Genomic DNA, 18,969 nt, shown 5'->3' with positions numbered 1-18,969 from the left:
TGCAGTGAGCAAAGTTAAAGAAAAATTCCGCGATCGTGCCTTGCCGATTCGCACCCGCGTCAACGATCTCCTCAGTCGGATGACGCTTGAGGAGAAAGTGGCCCAGTTGCGCCAGGACCTATACGGCTGGAAATGCTACCAGCGCGATGGTGATGAGGTGGCGCTAACGCCGTATCTCACTGATTACTTAGCCAAGACGCCAGGCATCGGCTGCCTGTACGGAGTCTTTCGAGCCGATCCGTGGTCGCAGGTGACTGATGAAACTGGCATTCCCAGTGCCTTGAGCCGCGACACCGCGTTCCGCATTCAAAAACAAGTTATGGCGGCGAACCGCTTTGGCATTCCGGCCTTGTTTGTGGAAGAAGCACCGCATGGCCATCAGGCACTGGGCAGTGTGTCTTATCCCATTAACATCGGGAAGGGCAATAGCTATGACCCCGCCTTGATGGAACAAATGGCGACGCAAATTCGCCACGAAATGGCGGCTAAAGGCGTGCATATTGCGCTGGTTTCCACGATGGACCTGGCGCGTGATCCGCGCTGGGGCCGCACCGAAGAATGCCTTAGTGAAGATGGTGTAATTGCGGCGAAATACACCGAAGCCATCGTCAAAGGCTTTCAAGGCGATTTGATCTACGCTGGTGAAGATTTCCTCGATCAACCAGTGGCTACGCATACCACGGCGCAAATGGGTGTCGTGTTGAAGCATGTGATTGGTCAAGGCGACACCTTGGGCGGGCACAACTCTGGCTCCAGCATCATTGGCCGGCGTGAGTTGCTCGACATCTATGGTCCGTTGCTTCACGCCGCGCGTAATGCAGTGGGTGTGATGGCCGCGTATAACGATATTGATGGGGTGCCATGCCATGGCAATCCTTGGTTACTAACAGATTTGCTGCGCAAGCAAAATGGCTTCCAAGGGCTGATCATGGCCGATGGCAGCGCCTTGGATCGCCTAGCCACCAATTACACTCAGCCCGGCTTGGCCGCACGTCAGGCCTTAACTGCCGGCGTTGAGGAAAGCCTGTGGGATGAACTATATCCACATCTGGTTGAGTACGTGACGGCGGGACTGGTGCCAGAAGCCCTAGTCGATCAAGCAGCCTTCAAAATTTTAGCCATTAAGTTCTTGCTAGGCGTCTTTGATGATCCGTTCAAGACTCCGGCGGCGTTCGATGAAACTCACGCCCAAAGCGTGAATCTCGAACTCGCCGAGGAAAGCATCACTATGGTCAAAAACACCGGCATTTTGCCGCTTAAAACCGCCGCTAAAATCGCAGTAATCGGGCCCAGTGCCGACAACCGCTATGATTTGCTCGGCGACTATACTGCACCGCAAACTGCCGGTCAGCATTCGACGATTTATCAGGCTATCAAGGCCCAATACCCCGCTAGTGACGTGCGCTATGCAAAGGGTTGCGCTATTCGCGATCATGAGCACCAGCCGCAGTTACTGAATGAAGCGGTGGCCTTGGCGCAGGCCAGTGATGTGGTGATTTTGACCTTGGGCGGCTCCAGCACCCGTAACTTCGGCATGCGGTTTGGTAAAAACGGTGCTGTCAGTTCCAAAGGGATCAACATGGATAGTGGCGAAAACGTCGACCTGGCTTCCTTAGCGTTGGGCGGCGAGCAACCGGCCTTGCTTGAAGCACTGGCTAAAACCGGCAAACCAATGATCACCATCATGGTGGAAGGCCGGCCGCACGAGCTAGAGCAAGTGCTGGCAAAGAGTGCGGCGGTCCTGTTAGCTTGGTATCCCGGCCAACGCGGCGGGGATGCCCTGGCAGCGTTGATCAGCGGGCAAGTGGCCCCGTCCGGTCACCTGAATATCAGCTATCCGCGGTCGGCGGGGCAGCTGCCGGTGTATCACAATCAGCGCCGTAATCCGGCCCCTGACTATTATGATGAGGCGAAGTCACCACTGTTAACCCTGGGCACAGGGCTTAGCTATGGTGAAACACCAGTGGTTGAGCGGATTCAGCTCGATCAAACCACCGTCAGCAAGGTGACGCTACAAGACGGGGCCAAGCTTCAAGCGATGGCACTGGTGCATAACCCGAATGACACCGCCGCCACCGCCGTGCTGTTGGTGGCGACTAACGGCCTCACGAATAACGTGGTGCCTCGCGCCAGTCACGTGGTGGATTTCAAACGGGTCACCCTAGCTGCCCATGAACAGCGGCAGGTGACATTTACGCTTGAGGCAACCGCTTTTCAGCAGACTGATTTTAATTATCAGCCCCGACTGTTTGAAGGACCGGTGACCGTATCGGTTAACGGACAATCGGCAGTATTCACAATTCAATAAACACAAGGTATAGCAAAAGCGCTCACCATCAATGATGGCGGGCGCTATTTGGATGGATAGGCGACCTTACTGCAGCGGAATGGCCGCCCCGTGCTGGAGGCCTTGCTTCACGGTTTGGTAGTCGTGATAGCTTGTAAATGCCGACACCAGCTGCCGCACGTTCATCACGCTGTCGCGGATTTCCACGTTCTTCGGTTTCACGGTATTGCCGCTGACGGTGATGCCGTACTGCTGCGCCAGTGACGTGATGGCGGTTTTAGATTCATACATGTTGTACAGGCGACTTTCTTCGCCATTCAACCAACCATAAAACATGTAGGTTTGGGTCTTTTCACCGTTGATCGTGTAGGTTTGCGAGAACACGATCAGCTTGCCATTCGCGCCAGTGACGGTGTGGTAGGCGTAAGAAACGTTTTTGTCCTGGGTATACTTGGCGATGGTGGCGGTGTCTAAGCCATTGAGAGTCCAATATTCCATGTACAACAAGGCGGCGTGGTCGGCCTCGGTCAGGCCTGTTAACGCACTAGCGGGGGCGAGCGCAGCTTTTTTCATCACATCGATCGGATACTCGGCGGTGGTGCTTTGGCCCGCCACGCTACTGGAGCTGCTGGTGGCTTCGCTGCTCGTGGTGCTGCTGTCTGTGCTGCTACTTTCGGCCGGGATAATGGTGCGTTTAATGGTGGTGCTTTCCTTGACCTTGGCGAGATTGCCAGCCGGTGTAGGAATCCAGTCAGCCACGCCACTGACCAGCAGAAATACGCTCAACGCGGCGAGCAGGCCGAGCAGAATCTGTTTCAGTTGATACTGGCGTTTCAGCAGGGCAGGCGGCGTCCAGTACAAATCCTGCGGGCCGCCCTGGCTTTTATCGTCGGCGGTTTTCAGCGCGCGGTACTGCCAGTGCGCTAGATAAAACCCCAAGCCAATGGCAACCAGCGCCAGCACCATTGCCGGCACGAGAAAAAGGTTTTGCACGCCAGCGATGAACCAGGCCATCAGTTGGGTCAGGGCATCGAGGCCGGTCATGGGCAGCGCTGCTTGGTAGTGGATGCTCAAGGCGATGAACAAGCCAATGGCCGCCAGCACGCTTAAAACAATGGCGACGACGCGCCAGGCTCGCACGCCGCGCGCTTGGCGCTGCAGGCCGCGGACATAGGTTTTGCGGGCGCTGCGGATTTGACTTGGGAACATCATCTTGTGCGTTTCGAGCTGCTTGTTCACAATCTGGCGATTGAGGCGCCATTGCAAGCTGAGCACTGCCGCTAAGGCAATGAGCAAAATGACGGTAACGAGATAAAAAACCAAGTGGTTCACCTCCTGAGGAATATTGCCTCATGATACGTTTGCGTTGGTAAAACGCGGTTATGCGGTGACGACCTGCTGCTGAAGCACGGTGCAGTCGGTGAGATAAGTCAGGCAAGCCGTTTTGACCATGCTTTGTACCTTGGCCGCATCATAGGTGCCGAATGCGTATACCACCACTAAAGCATGTGTGGTGGCAGGCGTAATCATCGCCCGAGTGGAATCTGCGGTGGGACTGCCAAAGAAGCCAGTTTGATCCGCTAAAACCAGGCTGTTGGTCAGGTCAATGGCCGCTTTGCCGATGCCAGGGTAGGTTGCTCCGGCTGGCGCTACCGTGTAGCTTAACGGCGGCTCTAGCTGGTCGAGATCGTAGCTGCCCAGCGGAAAATGCAGGCGCAGCGACAGGTCATTATTGAGGTCAACCAGGTTATTGACCTGATACAGGCCTTTACCTTTAATCACGCGGCGCCACAAGCTGTCGCTGGCTGGGCGGTAGCGGCTCGGGTCTTTACCGACATGTTTGTAGCCGGCTTTGGTGGCTTGAATGGCCGGGTTGGCATTTAAATTGGCTAACGTGTCGGTAGTGGCGATGTGTTCAATGAGTGGGTTGAGCCGTTCAGCCCAAAGCTGGTCGCTGTGCGCGGCATTTTTGAACGTGATTTCTGTGACGACGAGACTGCCGTCAATCAATGGATTGACGGAAAACTCCAAGACGTGACCTCCAAGAAGACGAATTTGTGGTTTCTATTATACCGCAAGCATCGCCATGTGGTTGTTTCACGTGGAACCAAAGTGGCGGGGCAAAAAGCAAAAGCCACGACTTCGCAGATGAAGGCGTGGCTTTTTGGCTGGTAGTGGTATGAAAATGGCAGCATGGCTTGTGCATTTTGAACAAGCCATCCGATAAGTGCGCTGCTGCACTTGATGGTAGTCAATAGTTAGACACAATCGGGGTTGTTCAGAATATTAAACACCCGTTTGAATTCATCGAACTGATTCTCAATCAAACGCTCGTCATAATCAGGGCCTTCATCGGCCACCACCATGAGAAAACTATAAATAAACGCCGCAAAGTGATGGGCAATCGGCCCAGGGTAACGCAGGGAAACATTGCGCGCCTTCAGTTCGGCTTGCAATTGAGCGGCCAGTTGCTCAAGGGTGCTGGCTTTAAAGCTCACTTCAGGGGTATTGATTTTTCTCAGTAGCGCCAGTTCGGCAATCAGTCCCCGATCGACTTCAGGTTGATGTTGAATCGCCTTGGGTAAGCCTTGGCTGGCCAGTCGATGAATCAGAAGTGGATTGAGGCGCGCCAGCCAGTCATCAATGGCGGCTTGGGCGAGGTCGTATTTATCCTGGTAATGACGGTAGAACGTGGTGGGGCCGATTTCGGCAAGAGCGACTAAATCGAGTACAGAAATTGTCTCAAATGATTTTTTACTAAGTAGGGAGAATAGCGCTTGAATGATGGCGCGTCGCGTTTTGCGCACGCGCAGGTCCGGTTTATCACGGTTTGTACTGGTCATCGTAAACGCCTCCTTTTTATCCCCACCATTACGGGGAAAATACATAAAAAACTGATAATCAATTAAAATAAATATTTATGGGTTAATTTTACATCAATTGACCCATATGTAACAACCACCGATTAATGACCCTCAATTTTTGGTTAATTGATTATAGAATGATAACAAGTTAAGCATGTGACGTTTTATTCAAACTCACCGGACTCTTGGGGGAGTGAGCAACTGACGGTGATGAAAATCACATGCCTTCGTGTAGGTTACTTGTGAGCATTAGCCTGATCTCCGAATCTCATTTTGGAGGACTAATGATGAACAAGAGCAAACAAGGTAAATTAATTCGCATGATTGGGGTCTGCGGACTGGCGCTGGGCGCCTTGACCGCTTCTGGCACCGTTGCTAGCATCGTTCAACTGGGGGATGCGCAATCACGCGTGGCAGTCGTAAAGGCAGAAAACGTGACCAGTGCCACAGATGACACCAGCGATCGGGTTTTGAAGCTGCACAAGTTTAAGGCCAAGGATAACTCAATGGCCAACGGGACAGATGCTACAGGTACTACCGATGACGCTGCCGGTACGGCTGATCTCACTCCGATGGCCGGGGTGAAGTTTGAAGTATACAGCCTGGATAACGCTCAGGCTAAGGCTTTTGCGGCTCTGGATGATACAGCTAAAGCTGGCTACGATGAGGGTACGCTGAAAGCAACGGTTATCACTGATGCCAGTGGGAACGCCGAATTCAATGCTGGGACCGGTCAGGCCGCAGATGGTTATTACCTCGTTAAAGAATTGGATAACCCAGCCGTTCAGAAGAAAGCTACGCCATTTATCGTGCACCTACCGATGACTGACGGCCAATTTGTCGGCGGCGACAGCGTTAAGTACACCGTTGACGTTTATCCAAAGAACGAAATCAACGAAGTAGCTCTGAAGACAAACCCGAATAAGACATTTGAGAATGGTGAAAAAGATACCTCTGTCATGGCTGGACAAAGCGTCAAATGGGATTTGACAGCACAACGGCCAGCTGATGCCAAAATCGATGCCATCATGGACGAAGATGGCAAGGAAATTACGCCTGCCAAGTATGCGACCCAGTTCGTATTCTCTGATCCAATTGATACCAAGTCGCTCACGCTCAACAAAGACAACATCACGATGAGCATTGTCACCGACAATGGTGATGGGACAACGACACCACTGGCACTTGAAGCAGGCGTTGATTTCACTGTCAATACGGACACGCAAAGAGGCGATTATCAGATTTTGGTGTTGACGTTAACCGAAGCTGGACTCGAAAAATTAGGTGACGCTGATGCTAAATCGACAGTGGTGGCAACGATTGAAACCACTGTTAAAGACACCAAAGACGCTAATATTTTGAACACCTTTGATACGTACTACACTGGGACGACCACTGGTAAACCAGATCATGAAACGACTGTGCCGACCGATCCAAAAGAACCAACGGATCCAACCGACCCAACCACGCCGACAGACCCAGATAAACCAGATCCAAACCAACCAATGGTTTACATGGGTAATGTGACCCTCGCCAAGATTAAAGAAAAGGCGGACGAAAACGCCAAGGATGAGCCACTGGCCAACGCCACCTTTAAGCTGGCAGCTAGTGAAGCAGACGCCAAAGCAGGCAAATGGGTGAATGGCGCTGACGGTGATGCAGTTACTGTTACCACCGACGCCGCTGGGAAGGCCGAATTCACCGGCTTGTTAGTGGATAAAGTCGAACACGATGACGGCACCTTCACGTATGAGAAGAAATACTACCTCGTTGAAACCGATGCCCCGGTTGGATTCGATGTCGATGGGAAAATTCATGAAGTTACAGCGACCCAAGATGATGCCGTTGACGCTACCGTCGTGGACCCTGACAACTTTGTACCAAACCTGCCGCTGACCGGTGCGCTAGGTCGCATCCTGATTTTGGCTGTTGCTTCGGTGACGCTGCTGGGTAGTGGCTCCTACATGATCCTGCGCAAGCGGCGTGAAGCGAACGACTAATGGTTCACCATCAGCGGAAAGGTGGTGTTCTCATGATCCAGCACAAACGAAAAAGCGCGTTGCTTAGCGTTGCCGGTGGATTGTTACTGTTTTTGACCATCATCCTTGGCGGCTGGTTTAGAGCAACGCCGGTACTCGCCGCCAGTGGTCCGCAGCTGGTCATTGATAAGCGCGTCAGCGTGCCATCAACCAGCAGCACGCAGCAAACCGCACCGCTTGCCGGCGCCCATTATTGGGTGACGCGCATCGTCGCCAGTGGCCAAGGTGCCATTGATCCGAGCGATGCCAAAACGTATCGGGCAGCGACCGGCTTAGCGACTTTTAGCGCTGAGTTGGTCACCGATAACGCCGGCCGCGCGACTGCCACGTTGGTGGTCGGGGCGAGTTACCTTGTCGTCGAACAGGCCAGTGCCGTGATTAAGCATCCTGCCAATCCGGTGGCCTTCACCGTGCAGCGCAGTGATCAAGTGATCACAGTGGCCCCGAAATCGAATCTGGATTTCAGCGGCCCCAAAAAGCCTGCTAGGACGCTAGGCAACACTCTAACCACGGCGGGCACGCCGGTGGGCAAGAAAATCGCCCACACCGGCGGCGTTATGCATGTGCAAGTGCCTGTGCTGCTACTCGTGGTATTACTTCTGGCAAGTGGGAGTTACCTGCTGATCATTAGCCGGCTCGCTCGCGCTCGGCGCGGCTAGCATGCCGAATCGCAGTAGCTCTCACCTAGCGTGAGGGCTATTGTGCTACACAAGCATTGGCTGCGGCTGATGTGGTCGAATGGAGAGTAGGCAAAATGAAGCAACTAAAATTAATGAAAAAAAGGCGCAAACGGCCGTGGTTAGCAGCGGCGATTCTGGCGCTGTGCGTGGCCCTGGTTGGCTCGCCGCTGGCCACAGTCATCGCCGCCGGCGCGAACGGCGCTGGCTCGCCGCCAACCAAAGCCGGCATCACTGATATCGAAGAGCTGACGGATGATGAAATTGCGGCAGTGGCGGATTTGAATCTCCTCTTTGCGTCGTCGCCGTGGCAAAGCGTGAACCTGCGATCTGGGAATGCGTTGGATCCGGCAGCGTATACCACCGCGATTACTGGGGCGAATACGTCACTCACAGGGATGTCTAATCGTGCCAGCTGGGCAGGGGGTAAGTTCACCCAGACGGACCAGCTTTCTTTACTCTATGCGCCGTTGGTTAACGGGACGGTCCAAATTAGCGGGAAAGAATACGCCTATGCAAGTGGTACTGGGGTGGATTCCAACTTTATCATGATGGACGAGGCTGCCGCCCAATCGGTGATAACCCGGGATCAAGGTACCAGCATCGCTTCAGCTCCTTATACAAGATTGGAACCCACCATGGCAAATGGGGCTACATTCAATGACTTGGTCGATAAAGTAAAAGTTTACCAAGACCAATCCGGCCATCGACTCGCGAAGGTCATCACAGTCGCTGATTGGCAAGCGGCTGACGTTGCCACAATTGATCCGGTAACGGGGTCCATCAGTCATAGCGTCTTCTACAAAAACCTTGGCGCGACTCGCACCAATATCCGCGTAGGTACTGTGATGAATATCGCAGTCTTCAACGCGGCCCAATATGGTACGGGGACGATGCCAAGTTTGGATCGATTGCAGGTCACTGCGGATGGGTATGATGGCGCGTATATTACTGGACTGCTTGCCGATACAAGAGCTAATCAGCGTCTAGATGAAAGCCAAGCACTTACGCTTCAACCAGACGGCTTAATTATGTACAGCGACCCCGTTGACCCTACCAAGACCGAGGTGTACGCAACTAAAACACCACGCTCCGGGTATATCGGGGCCAATACAGGGTTAGTTCAGACCGCTGGCCAGACCAAGGGCAAAGCATTGGTTGGGGAAGGGCTTAAGACCAATTTAGACCTATACGATTCCAGTATGGTCTACATGTCAAAGCCAGTTACCAGCCTGCCCACTGGCGGCATTGTTCATCTCGAGTACGTCGAGCGCTTATCCGACAAAATGACCGCGACGGTCCGCTATCGAGACGTTGACACTAAGACTGTTCTTGCCACGCAAGACATCGTCGGTAATGTGGATGACCCGCTGAACTTCATCGACACCGCGACTTTCATGGCCCAAAACGCCAGCAAATTTACCGGTTACGAGGTGGTTTCAGACAATACCGCAGATGCTAGCAACTACACCTTCCAAAGCAGCCCCGGCACCTGGATTGTCGAGTTGAAAAAAGTACCGATTTACACCCCAGATGACAATCCGGATGGCCTCCCTTTAACGGCGACGGCCACCGAGGCGGTGAACTACCTCAAAGATGGCGCGGCATTCCAACAGACGCCAGCACTAGCGACGATTAAGCTCTATCGATACGTGACCGCCCACCTCGACGGCACTTACGAGTATTCCGATTGGACCACGAGTGAAGCCGAGGCGAATGCCCACAAAACCATCACTAAAGCTAATCCAACGGTGGCGGCGCTGACGCAAGACCAGATTAATGCCTACTTGCCTGATCAGTACCGCGGTGAGGTGACGAAGCTCAAGGTCGGCGAAACGCCGGAAACAGCGGTGGAGCCTAACCAGGTGCTGACCGCGGATAACCAGCTGGCTGACTGGTTGAGTCAGGGCGGCGATTTGGCGATTACTCGCACGGTGAACTACACGCCGGCGCAGGTTGGCCCCATCGTTCCTGGCGACCCCAATGATCCGTATTATGCCATGACGCACAAGACTTTAACGGTGAAGGTGGCAGTCGATGATGCGGCGCTGGCCGCGGCAGATCAAGCCGCCGTTGCGCTTGGCGCTGAAGCGACCCAGACCATTGCCTTCACCCGGCCGGTCACGTATAGTGGCGATGAGGTCATTGCGCTAGGCGAGTGGAGCACCACCGACACCATCCAGGACGTGACTGCCAAAGCCGTCGCTGGTTATGTCATCAGTCCTGGTGCTAAGGTGACTGCGGCTAACCTCACCAGCGCGGTGGGCGGCACGGTGGCCCAGGCGCAAGTCGGCCAGTCGCTGAAAACCGTGCTGACCAACTTCCAAGCCGACGACAACGGCGGGGTGGCTGGGGCGACCCACACCAACGGCGCGCTGGATGGCACCGCCACCACTGAAATTAGTTACAGCATGAAAATCACTTACCCGCAAGCTGGCGCCCGCGCCAACTTGTGGACCGGCCTGCTCGCCGCCGCGCTTTTGGCGCTAGGCGCGGTGGGGCTATTATGCCGACAGAAACTGCATCATTAAGCACAAGCGTGAATGACCTTTACTCCGGTAAGGGTCATTTCGTTGTCGAAAGGAGGGCTGCAGATGGCTAAACACTGGCGATTATTCGCGCCAAAAACCTGGTCACGCTTTTGGTTCAACCTCGTGTTTGGGCTGATCTTTATCGTTGGGTTAGTGCTGCTGCTCGGCCCTTCACTCTACACCAGTTACATTCAGCGCCAAGCCACGCTGCAGGCGGGGCAGTTTGACCGCGCCGTGGTCAAAACGCCGACGTCGGCGCTGGTACGCCGGGTGCAAGGCTACAACGCCAATCTCTACGCCCGGCAGACGGAGCAGCCGCTACCCTCACCGATTCGCACCTACGCTCAGGTGAAGGCGCCAGCCGTGATTGGTTACGTCAGTGTGCCTAGTGTCGGCATCAAAAACACCATCATTCGCTACGGCGACAGCGAGGAAGTGTTAGCGCAAGGCGCTGGCACCATGCCTGGCACTAGCCTTCCTTTTGGTGGGGCGAACACGCTGGCTGTGGTCACCGGGCACTCCGGGTTAGCCAACCGGGTGATTTTTGATAATATTCGCTACCTGAAAAAAGGCGACGTGTATTACCTCACCACCTTCGATGGCTCCCGCAAAGCCTACCGCGTCACGGCCAAAAAAGTGGTCGATCCGCAGGCTAAAAATGCGCTGAACGCCGTGAAAATCCAGCCCGGCCGCGATGTGTCAGTGCTGTTAACCTGCACCCCGCTGTTCATCAACTCGCACCGCTTGTTGGTGTATGGCCGGCGCGTTTCGCTGCATGAAGCGCAAAAAGCGCCAGTGATGAAGCGCGATACCTTCAGTTTGTATCACGTGTGGCTATATGTGATGTCGCTGCTGGTAGTGTTGTTCCTGATTTATTACACGTGGCTGGTGCACAAGCGCCGCCAATACGCCCGGCAAAAGGAGGCCCGCCATGCCAGCAGCAACGAAACCTAAACGCCCGTCGCGGCTGGTCAGCATTTTGCTCCTGGTGGGGATTGCGCTGTCCGTGATTCTGTTTTTCACGCCTTTCGTTTACGACTGGATTGCGTCGAATCAACGCCTCGAAATCGCGCAGGATTACCGCAAGCGCGCTTATCCCGCCGATAAACGCCGCGACGCTCTGATCAAGCAGTACAACGCGAACATCTTGGCGCATCAAAAAGGCCAGGTGCGGCCGTTTCCCGGTGTCACCTACCAGCAGATTGAAAGCGACGCTGAGGCGGCGTTTGGCTATGTGCGGATTCCTAGCATTCACCTGAAATCAACCCCGGTGTTCTACGGGACCTCTGATGCCGTGTTGGCCAAAGGCGTGGGCTCTTTAACCTACACTTCACTGCCGGCGCCAGGCAAAAATGTCACCGCGTCGCTGACCGCGCACACCGGGTTGGCCAATCGCATCTTTTTTGACAACATTCGCTATCTGAAAAAAGGGGATGTCGTCTACGTGGATGCGTTTGCGCATGAGTATGCTTATGCCGTCGACCGCCAGCAAGTGATCGACCCCAAGCAGCCTGATGCCTACAAAGCCTTTAACATCAAAGATGCACAAAACAAAATCATCTTGATGACCTGCACACCGCAGGGCATCAATGACCATCGCCTGCTGGTGTTTGCGCACAAAATTCCCTTGGCCACGGCGAAGCACACGCCAGTCAAGGCGCGCGATCGCTGGTCGCTGATGAATATCTGGAAGTATTGCTTCTTGCTTCTGCTGCTCGCGCTGGTGCTGGCCTACTGGTACTATGCGCGCAAACAGCAGCGAAAACAGGAGGCTGCCTATGCGTAAACGATGGCTGTGGTTCCTCCCAGCGGCGCTGATGTTGGTGGCGATTCTAACGGCTGGCGGCTTGGTGTGGCGTAATCTGGCAACGCCGCCTGCGCTGGATGTGCAGGCAATGCAAGCCAAAGCGCAAGCGCCCAAAGCACCCAATGGTCCAGCCAAAATCAGTGAGGTCAGCGCCATAACTTATGTGCAGGCGCAGACTCAGGCCGCGCGCCTGCAACAGCAAAGTGGCTATGCGGCGCTGCTCATTCCTAGCGTGGCCATCAAGCTGCCGGTGTTTGCCCAAATGACGAATCTAACTTTGGCGGCGGGTGTGGCGCGCTACTTCCCAGACCGGCCGCTGGGGGTAGGCAACAACGTCTTTGCGGCGCACAATTTTCACGGCGGTGGGGAAGTCCTGCTGACGGCGTTGAACCGAGTGAAAATTGGGGCAGCGGTTTACCTGACGGATAGCCGTCAGGTCTACACTTATCGCGTGATCGATAATCGAGTGGTGAAGGAAACGGAAATTCAGGTGCTGGCCGAGACCAAAGAGGATCGCGTGACCCTAATTCGCTGCGAAGGTCCGATTGGCACCGCGTACCGCCGGGTAGTGGTAGCGCGACGCGTGGCGACGACGAAGGTTGCTGCCACTAAGGTGCATCAGCAAGTGAGCGCCCCGAGCAAGCTGTCGCAGTGGCTGGTCCGGCAACCTTGGTACAGCGCGTTTGCGCTCCTGTTTTTAAACGGGCGCATCACCGGGTGGCTCTGGGGGTTGCTGTTGGCCTTCGTGTCGCTCATGCTGCTGGGTGGCGTCGGGTTTGTGCGGCAGGGGACGGCCGCTGATTAGAGTGAATACTAGCGTCGGTAGCGTCCCAGCTTGGGTGGCGACCGACGTTTTTGCTTGCGACAGCTGGTATCGGCTACAATAGCCTTAATCAAATCCGGGAGAAACGAGGAAGAACGATGAAAGGCAACATTCACGAACTGGATCCAGAGCACCACGGCCAGCACCTGCAGTTAGATGATCAAACCGCGCCGGCCATTCAGGCGATGATCCAAACCTTGGTGGCGGACCGCGATGAGCGCGGCTGGCGCCATGATTTGAAAGACCTGGCCATGGGCTTGAATGTCGAAGCCGCCGAGGTCCTCGATATCTACACCTGGAAAGATACCGGTGAAGCGCCAACCGCTGCGGAGGTGGCCCACACGGCGGAAGAGCTGGCGGATGTGCTGATTTATGCTTTCGACATGTGTGCCAAGCTGAATTTGGATCCATTGAAGTTGATGCAAGCGAAGCAGAAAATTAATGACAGCCGCCATCGCGGCCAAAAGTCTTAGCGGTTAGTCGAATTGGTATACGCCAAATCCAGAGAGATTTGGCGCTTTTTTGATGTCGAGATCACGCTTACAAAAATATTTTTTTATCTTTTAAATAATCGAGTACAAACCGGCAAAACGTTTGAAAAAATAATAAACGGCGTGTACACTCATGAACGTACCACAAGCGCTTTCATATACGGAGGAGGAAGCAACATGGAGAAAAAGCACTACAAAATGTTTAAGGCCGGTAAACGCTGGCTCGTAATGGGTATAGTTTCTGGCGCGATGGGGATCGCCGCCATTTCCACGACTACGGTGCATGCAGATGTGGCGGCGGGTACGCCACAAACCGCGCAAGTTGACGCCACCGGTGCGACAACAGGGGAAACACCAACCGCTGACACCGCGACTGCCCAGGAGACAGCTCCTGCAGCCACCGCGACCGCGAACACCGCGGCCAGCACACCAGCAGCGACAGCTGAGCCGGCCGCGACGCCAGCGCCAGCAGCCAAGACTGCCACTGCGGCGCCAGCTACTACCGCAACACCGGCTACTGCGCCAACAGTAGTACCAAGCGGACTAGCATATCAAACGCTGACGACTGCTGATATGAGTGCCTACCTGTCGACGACGTTCCCAGCCGTTTACGGCTATACGTTCAAAGACGGCAAGACCATGAAGGCAACGCAAACTGCTTTGACGCAGATTACGCTGGACGGGGTGGCTTACACGCCAACCGTCACCTTCACTCAGCTCAGTGCCACCCAAGCCAGCTACACCATGACCGTAACGGACAAGCTGAGCTTCACCGTGACGGCAACAGTGAGTGGCAAAACGGTGAACTTCGCCGTCAGCAACATTCAAGAACTGAACGGTACTATCATTCACAAGCTCGCTTTCCCGAATGACCAATTGGCTAGCGTGGCGGTGACTGACAAGGATGCCAGCTTCGCTGGGGTAAGAATGGATACCGCCACTAGCGCTTCAACCAATGGGGCGACTGGCGATACGTTCAAAACCTTGGCCGGTCAGGCAGAAGGTACCGAAAATTATCGGTACGCCTTCGTCAACAATGACACAGTGGCCGCTGGCGTCTGGTCCAATGCGGCCCAAGATGGCGCCGACAAGTCCGAAGACAACCGACTGATTTTAACCACCCAAACTGTGGCGGGTGAAAAACTGGCCGGCTTGAGTAGCAACTACTTCACGCTACGCGCAGCGGAAGACAACACTTCGCTGCTGACAGACAGCCTCACCGCCTTGCCGCAATGGTCCGCGGCGTTTGCTGAAGACGAAAATGGCGACGGCATTGTCGACTGGCAGGATGCGGCGATTGTCACCCGCGACATCATCAATGATCCGCTGGGCTGGCAAGATACCCGGCGCGTGGTCGCACAACGTATTCCGATGAACTTCGCGTCGGAAGCCACCAATCCATTTTCGACCACCCTTGATGAAACCAAGCGAGTCTATGCCATTACTGACGGCTTAGGCCAAACGGTGCTGCTCAAAGGGTACCAGAGCGAAGGCCACGACTCGGCTCACCCTGATTACGATGCGGTTGGCGAACGCCAAGGCGGCGCTGAGGATTTCAACGCCTTAATTGAAGCTGGCCATGATTACAATGCCAGTTTTGGGGTCCACATCAACGACACTGAATCCTACCCAGAGGCCAAGGCCTTCGATGATCAGCTCGTTGATCCGACCAAAAAGGGCTGGGACTGGCTGGATCCTTCCTACATGATCAACCAGCGCTATGATGCCTTAAGCGGTGACCGTCTGGCTCGCCTCAAGGCTTTGAAAGCGCTCAGTCCTGACCTCGATTTCATCTACGTCGATGTTTGGGGCAACCAAGGTGAAGCCGGCTGGGAATCCCGTGAATTAGGCGCTGAAATTGCCAGCCTCGGCTGGGAACTACACAACGAATTCCCGAATGCCCTAGAATATGACACCTTGTGGAACCACTGGTCCGCTGAAAAAGCCTATGGCGGCAGTGCCACCAAAGGCGTTAACAGCAACATCGAACGCTTCATGCGCAACAATCAAAAAGACACCTGGACCATCGGCGATAATTCGCTGCTCGGTGGGGCCGAATTCGAAGCCTTCGAAGGCTGGGTCGCCAAAGTTGATTTTGACAGCTTTGTGGATGTGACCTACCGCACGGATTTGCCAACCAAATTCTTGCAGCACTTCAACATCACCAACTGGAATGCCACTTGGGATAACACCAAGAAGGATTACATCGGCTCCATTAGCTTCGATAACGGGGTGAAAGTCGATAATTCCACCGGCACCAAGCTGATCACCATGAACGGCGTCGAGGTTCTGCGCGACCAGTTGACCTATGGCGGCACCGAAACCGGTCACTCCGTTTCCATGCTTCTGCCATGGGACTCCACGGATACTGTGGGCAATGGCATCAAGGCTGGCACGACTGACACTACCGGGCTCAATTTTGACAAGCTCTACTACTGGAGCGACACGAAAGGCGCGACCACCTGGCAGCTCACCGACCGCTTCAAGGATGCTAAGCAGCTGTACCTGTACAAGCTGACTGACCAGGGCCGCGTGGCGCTGGGCGCAGTTGACGTGGTTAATGGTGCGGTGACCTTGAATTTGGATGCCGCCACGCCTTACGTTTTGACGCTGACGGAGGAAGGCACTGAGGACCTGAACTTCGGTGAAGGCACCGTGCTCAAAGACCCTGGCTTCAACGCGGCTAACACGTTGGCGGATAACTGGCAAGTGACCGGCGATCCCCAGGTGGTCCGCAATGATAACGGCGACTACTTGCTGCAAGCCGGCAAGCAGGCGATGAGCGTGACCCAGCAGCTCGCACCACTGGCCGCTGGTGATTACAGCCTGTATGTGAACACCGAAACCCACAACCGGCCGGTAACCATTACCGTGACGGTGAACGGCCAGCCGCAGACGCTGACCTTTAGCAATTCTATCGACCAGAACTACATTCAGGCCGATACGAATCACACGACTAACGACGCGAAATCTTATATGCAAAAGGCGCGCGTGGACTTCACCGTCCCAGCCGACGCTATCGTGACAATCACCTTGGCGGCCCATGCAGGGGATACGTTGGCCCAATTCGATGACCTGCGGGTTATTTCCCGGGAAACGAATCTGCAAAGTGGGACGACGGATGCTGATGGCAACAAAGTGCTCATTGACCAAGACTTTGAAGATACTAAGGCCATTGGGTTGTATCCATTCTTCAACGGTGCTGCCGATGGGGTATCTGATCCTCGTGATCACTTATCCGAACGGCATGATGTCTACACGCAGTACGGCTGGAATGGCAACAAGATTGATGATGTGCTCGGCGGCGACTGGTCCTTGAAGTCCCACAAGCAAGGCAGCGGGCTTTTGTACACGACGCTGCCACAGTCGGTTCAATTCGAAGCTGGGAAATACTACAAAGTTGAATTCGATTACCAAACTGATGGCAATGGGGCCTTCCAGCCTGTCACTGTCGATGGCGAAAACTATTACCAGTCCTTCAATGCGCTTCCTGCCACCAACGGCGACCAATCTGCCGCTGATTTGACCGCCAACCACACGCAGCACGTGAGCCTAGTCGTGGCTGGCGCGCCTGATGGTAGTCTGGGCTTTGGGATTAGAAGTCTCGCTGGGGGCCAGTACGACTTCATTTTGGATAACTTCAAAGTGACCGAACTCACCGATGCAAACCTAGCATCCGCTTATCTGGAACAAATTCGCGGCGACTTGGCCCGCCTGATTGATGCGGCGAAGAAGGAAGATATGAGCCTTTACACGCCAGCCAGTGTGGATAGCTTCAATGCCGCAGTGGCCAGTGCCCAGGCGGTCTTGGATAACCCTGATGCTTCAATCGATGACGTCACCGGTGCCTCGAAAGCCCTCCAAAACGCAGCCAATGGCATGATTAGCATTGCTGCCACCAAGCAGCTGCCAGATCAACACATCACCCCAAGCACGGGCTCGTTCCAGCCTGGTGAAGAAATTGAAAATGCCTTCGATGGCGATCCAAGCACCGACTGGCACACCAACTGGAATGATGTCACTACCGTGGAACAGCGGACGGTCACCATGCAGCTGGATGGCACCTATCCAATCAACGGCTTGGTTTACCAGCCACGAGCTTCAGGTAAAAACGGCATCATCACCCAGTACGAACTCTGGGGTTACGCTAGCCCTGACGATACGCAAGGCACGCTACTGGCTTCCGGCAATTGGGCTGGCGACAACACGACCAAGACGCTGAACTTTGACACGGTTAATGTCGACAAACTGGTGCTGATTCCGGTTCACACCATCGGCGATACGCCAGACACCTTCGCCTCGGCGGTTGACATTACGCTGCTGGTTGACCGCACCACGCCAACGCTGACGGTGGCACCAACCGAAATGCAGAAAGGGCAAGACCTGAGCGCCTTTGATTGGCTGCCAAGTTTGACCTATGCAGACACGATTGATGGCAGCGAGATTCAGCGGCTGACTGTTGATGATTCGCAAATCGATCCGCAGACGCCAGGCACTTACACCGTTTCCGTCACCGCCATGAACTCCGCTGGCCTGACGACGACTGCCACCGGTACCGTCACTGTGGTGGACCCGCAGCCGAAGATTGATGCGCAAGCGGCGTTGACTGACGCCTTGGCGACAGCAGCGACTAAGCATGAGGCTGACTACAAGCCAGCGACCTGGACCGCCTTGCAAAAAGCGGTGGCGGCTGGCCAAGCCGCTTTGGCTGATGAAACCAGTACCGTGGATGCGCTAAATCAGGCGGCAGATGCGGTTAAGGCCGCGGTGGCGGCGCTTGCCGCCAAGCCGGCTTGGAACCATGATTTGACTGTCAGCGCCTTGACGCCATCTGGGTTCACCGTAGCTGACTGGCCAACCATTACTGGCATGACCAACCCGAGCTATCGCTTCCAAGTCGTGCCGGCAGGCGAACCTTTGCCTACGACCCCAGGGGATGATGCCCAGGTCCCGGCCGATCAAACTGACCTGACGGGTTATGAGCCAGGCGAGTACACGCTGGTGCTCTGGGCCGTTGATGAAAATGGTGAAGTCTCCACACCATTGACGACGACCTTTACCCTGCCAGAAAAACAGGTCACCAATCCTACCGATAATGGCAAACCTGGCAAGGGCAATGAGGGTAACAAAGACAACAAAGGTAACAAAGGTAACGAGGACAACAAGGGCAACAAGGGCAATAATGGCAAGCACAAAGGCCAAATTGCTAAAGTTAACCACCAGTCACCGTCGAAGGCAGACAAGGCCATGAAAGCGGCCAAGAAGAACCTGCCGAAGACTGGCGACACCGCTGACACCGGCACGACCTTGCTCGGGCTGTCTGTGTTGAGCGCGCTAGGGATGCTCGCTGGGTTCCGTAAGCGCAAAGAAGACTAAACTCCCCGCACTGTTGAACCACCTTCCTCAGTTTCCGTAGCAATGAAAGAGGTGCCACTTGATCGAGCCGATCA

Annotated in this window: 12 protein-coding genes; 9 read left to right on the top strand and 3 right to left on the bottom strand. The window is 54.8% G+C overall.

Going from position 1 to position 18,969, the window contains the following annotated elements; genetic code table 11:
• Positions 1–4: 4 nt before the first annotated feature.
• Entirely contained in the window at positions 5–2,308 is a 2,304-nt protein-coding gene (locus JUF11_RS02735) for a glycoside hydrolase family 3 N-terminal domain-containing protein (protein ID WP_204118210.1), read from the top strand.
• 66 nt (positions 2,309–2,374) lie between these two features.
• On the opposite strand, the gene JUF11_RS02730 is transcribed toward JUF11_RS02735, so the two are convergent.
• From JUF11_RS02730 to JUF11_RS02720, 3 genes are all read right to left on the bottom strand, one after another.
• Positions 2,375–3,610 (bottom strand): hypothetical protein, encoded by a 1,236-nt coding sequence (locus tag JUF11_RS02730; RefSeq protein ID WP_204118209.1) that lies wholly within the window; start codon positions 3,608–3,610, stop codon positions 2,375–2,377.
• A 57-nt stretch (positions 3,611–3,667) separates the two neighbouring features.
• Positions 3,668–4,318, bottom strand: coding sequence for a B3/B4 domain-containing protein (locus JUF11_RS02725; RefSeq protein ID WP_204118208.1), 651 nt, complete (start codon positions 4,316–4,318; stop codon positions 3,668–3,670).
• A gap of 227 nt (positions 4,319–4,545) precedes the next feature.
• Complete coding sequence (locus tag JUF11_RS02720; protein WP_204118207.1) at positions 4,546–5,130, bottom strand: TetR/AcrR family transcriptional regulator; 585 nt, start codon at positions 5,128–5,130, stop codon at positions 4,546–4,548.
• Positions 5,131–5,438: 308 nt separating this feature from the next.
• Here JUF11_RS02720 and JUF11_RS02715 point away from each other — a divergent pair, with 308 nt between their 5' ends.
• The 8 genes from JUF11_RS02715 (at position 5,439) to JUF11_RS02680 (ending at position 18,895) form a co-directional block, all read left to right on the top strand.
• Positions 5,439–7,151 (top strand): SpaH/EbpB family LPXTG-anchored major pilin, encoded by a 1,713-nt coding sequence (locus tag JUF11_RS02715; protein WP_204118206.1) that lies wholly within the window; start codon positions 5,439–5,441, stop codon positions 7,149–7,151.
• A 32-nt stretch (positions 7,152–7,183) separates the two neighbouring features.
• Positions 7,184–7,849: a hypothetical protein gene (locus JUF11_RS02710; RefSeq protein WP_204118205.1), complete on the top strand. Its 666-nt coding sequence runs from the start codon at positions 7,184–7,186 to the stop codon at positions 7,847–7,849.
• Between the two features lie 95 nt (positions 7,850–7,944).
• Positions 7,945–10,398 carry a mucin-binding protein gene (locus tag JUF11_RS02705; RefSeq protein WP_204118204.1) on the top strand — a complete coding sequence of 818 codons (2,454 nt, stop codon included), beginning with the start codon at positions 7,945–7,947 and terminating at the stop codon, positions 10,396–10,398.
• A 63-nt stretch (positions 10,399–10,461) separates the two neighbouring features.
• Positions 10,462–11,352, top strand: coding sequence for a class C sortase (locus JUF11_RS02700; RefSeq protein ID WP_204118203.1), 891 nt, complete (start codon positions 10,462–10,464; stop codon positions 11,350–11,352).
• Entirely contained in the window at positions 11,330–12,184 is an 855-nt protein-coding gene (locus tag JUF11_RS02695; RefSeq protein WP_204118202.1) for a class C sortase, read from the top strand. Before JUF11_RS02700 ends, JUF11_RS02695 begins: the two co-directional genes overlap by 23 nt.
• Entirely contained in the window at positions 12,177–13,010 is an 834-nt protein-coding gene (locus JUF11_RS02690) for a class A sortase (RefSeq protein ID WP_204118201.1), read from the top strand. Before JUF11_RS02695 ends, JUF11_RS02690 begins: the two co-directional genes overlap by 8 nt.
• A 116-nt stretch (positions 13,011–13,126) precedes the next feature.
• On the top strand, positions 13,127–13,501 hold the full coding sequence (locus JUF11_RS02685; protein ID WP_236000389.1) for a nucleoside triphosphate pyrophosphohydrolase family protein: 375 nt from the start codon (positions 13,127–13,129) through the stop codon (positions 13,499–13,501).
• Between the two features lie 195 nt (positions 13,502–13,696).
• Positions 13,697–18,895, top strand: a complete 5,199-nt coding sequence (locus JUF11_RS02680; protein ID WP_204118200.1) for an endo-alpha-N-acetylgalactosaminidase family protein — start codon at positions 13,697–13,699, stop codon at positions 18,893–18,895.
• Positions 18,896–18,969: the final 74 nt, after the last annotated feature.

The organism is Lacticaseibacillus suilingensis (genome assembly GCF_016861845.1).
In the GTDB taxonomy this organism is placed as follows: Bacteria; Bacillota; Bacilli; order Lactobacillales; family Lactobacillaceae; genus Lacticaseibacillus; species Lacticaseibacillus suilingensis.
This window is presented reverse-complemented; position numbering and strand designations above follow the sequence as displayed.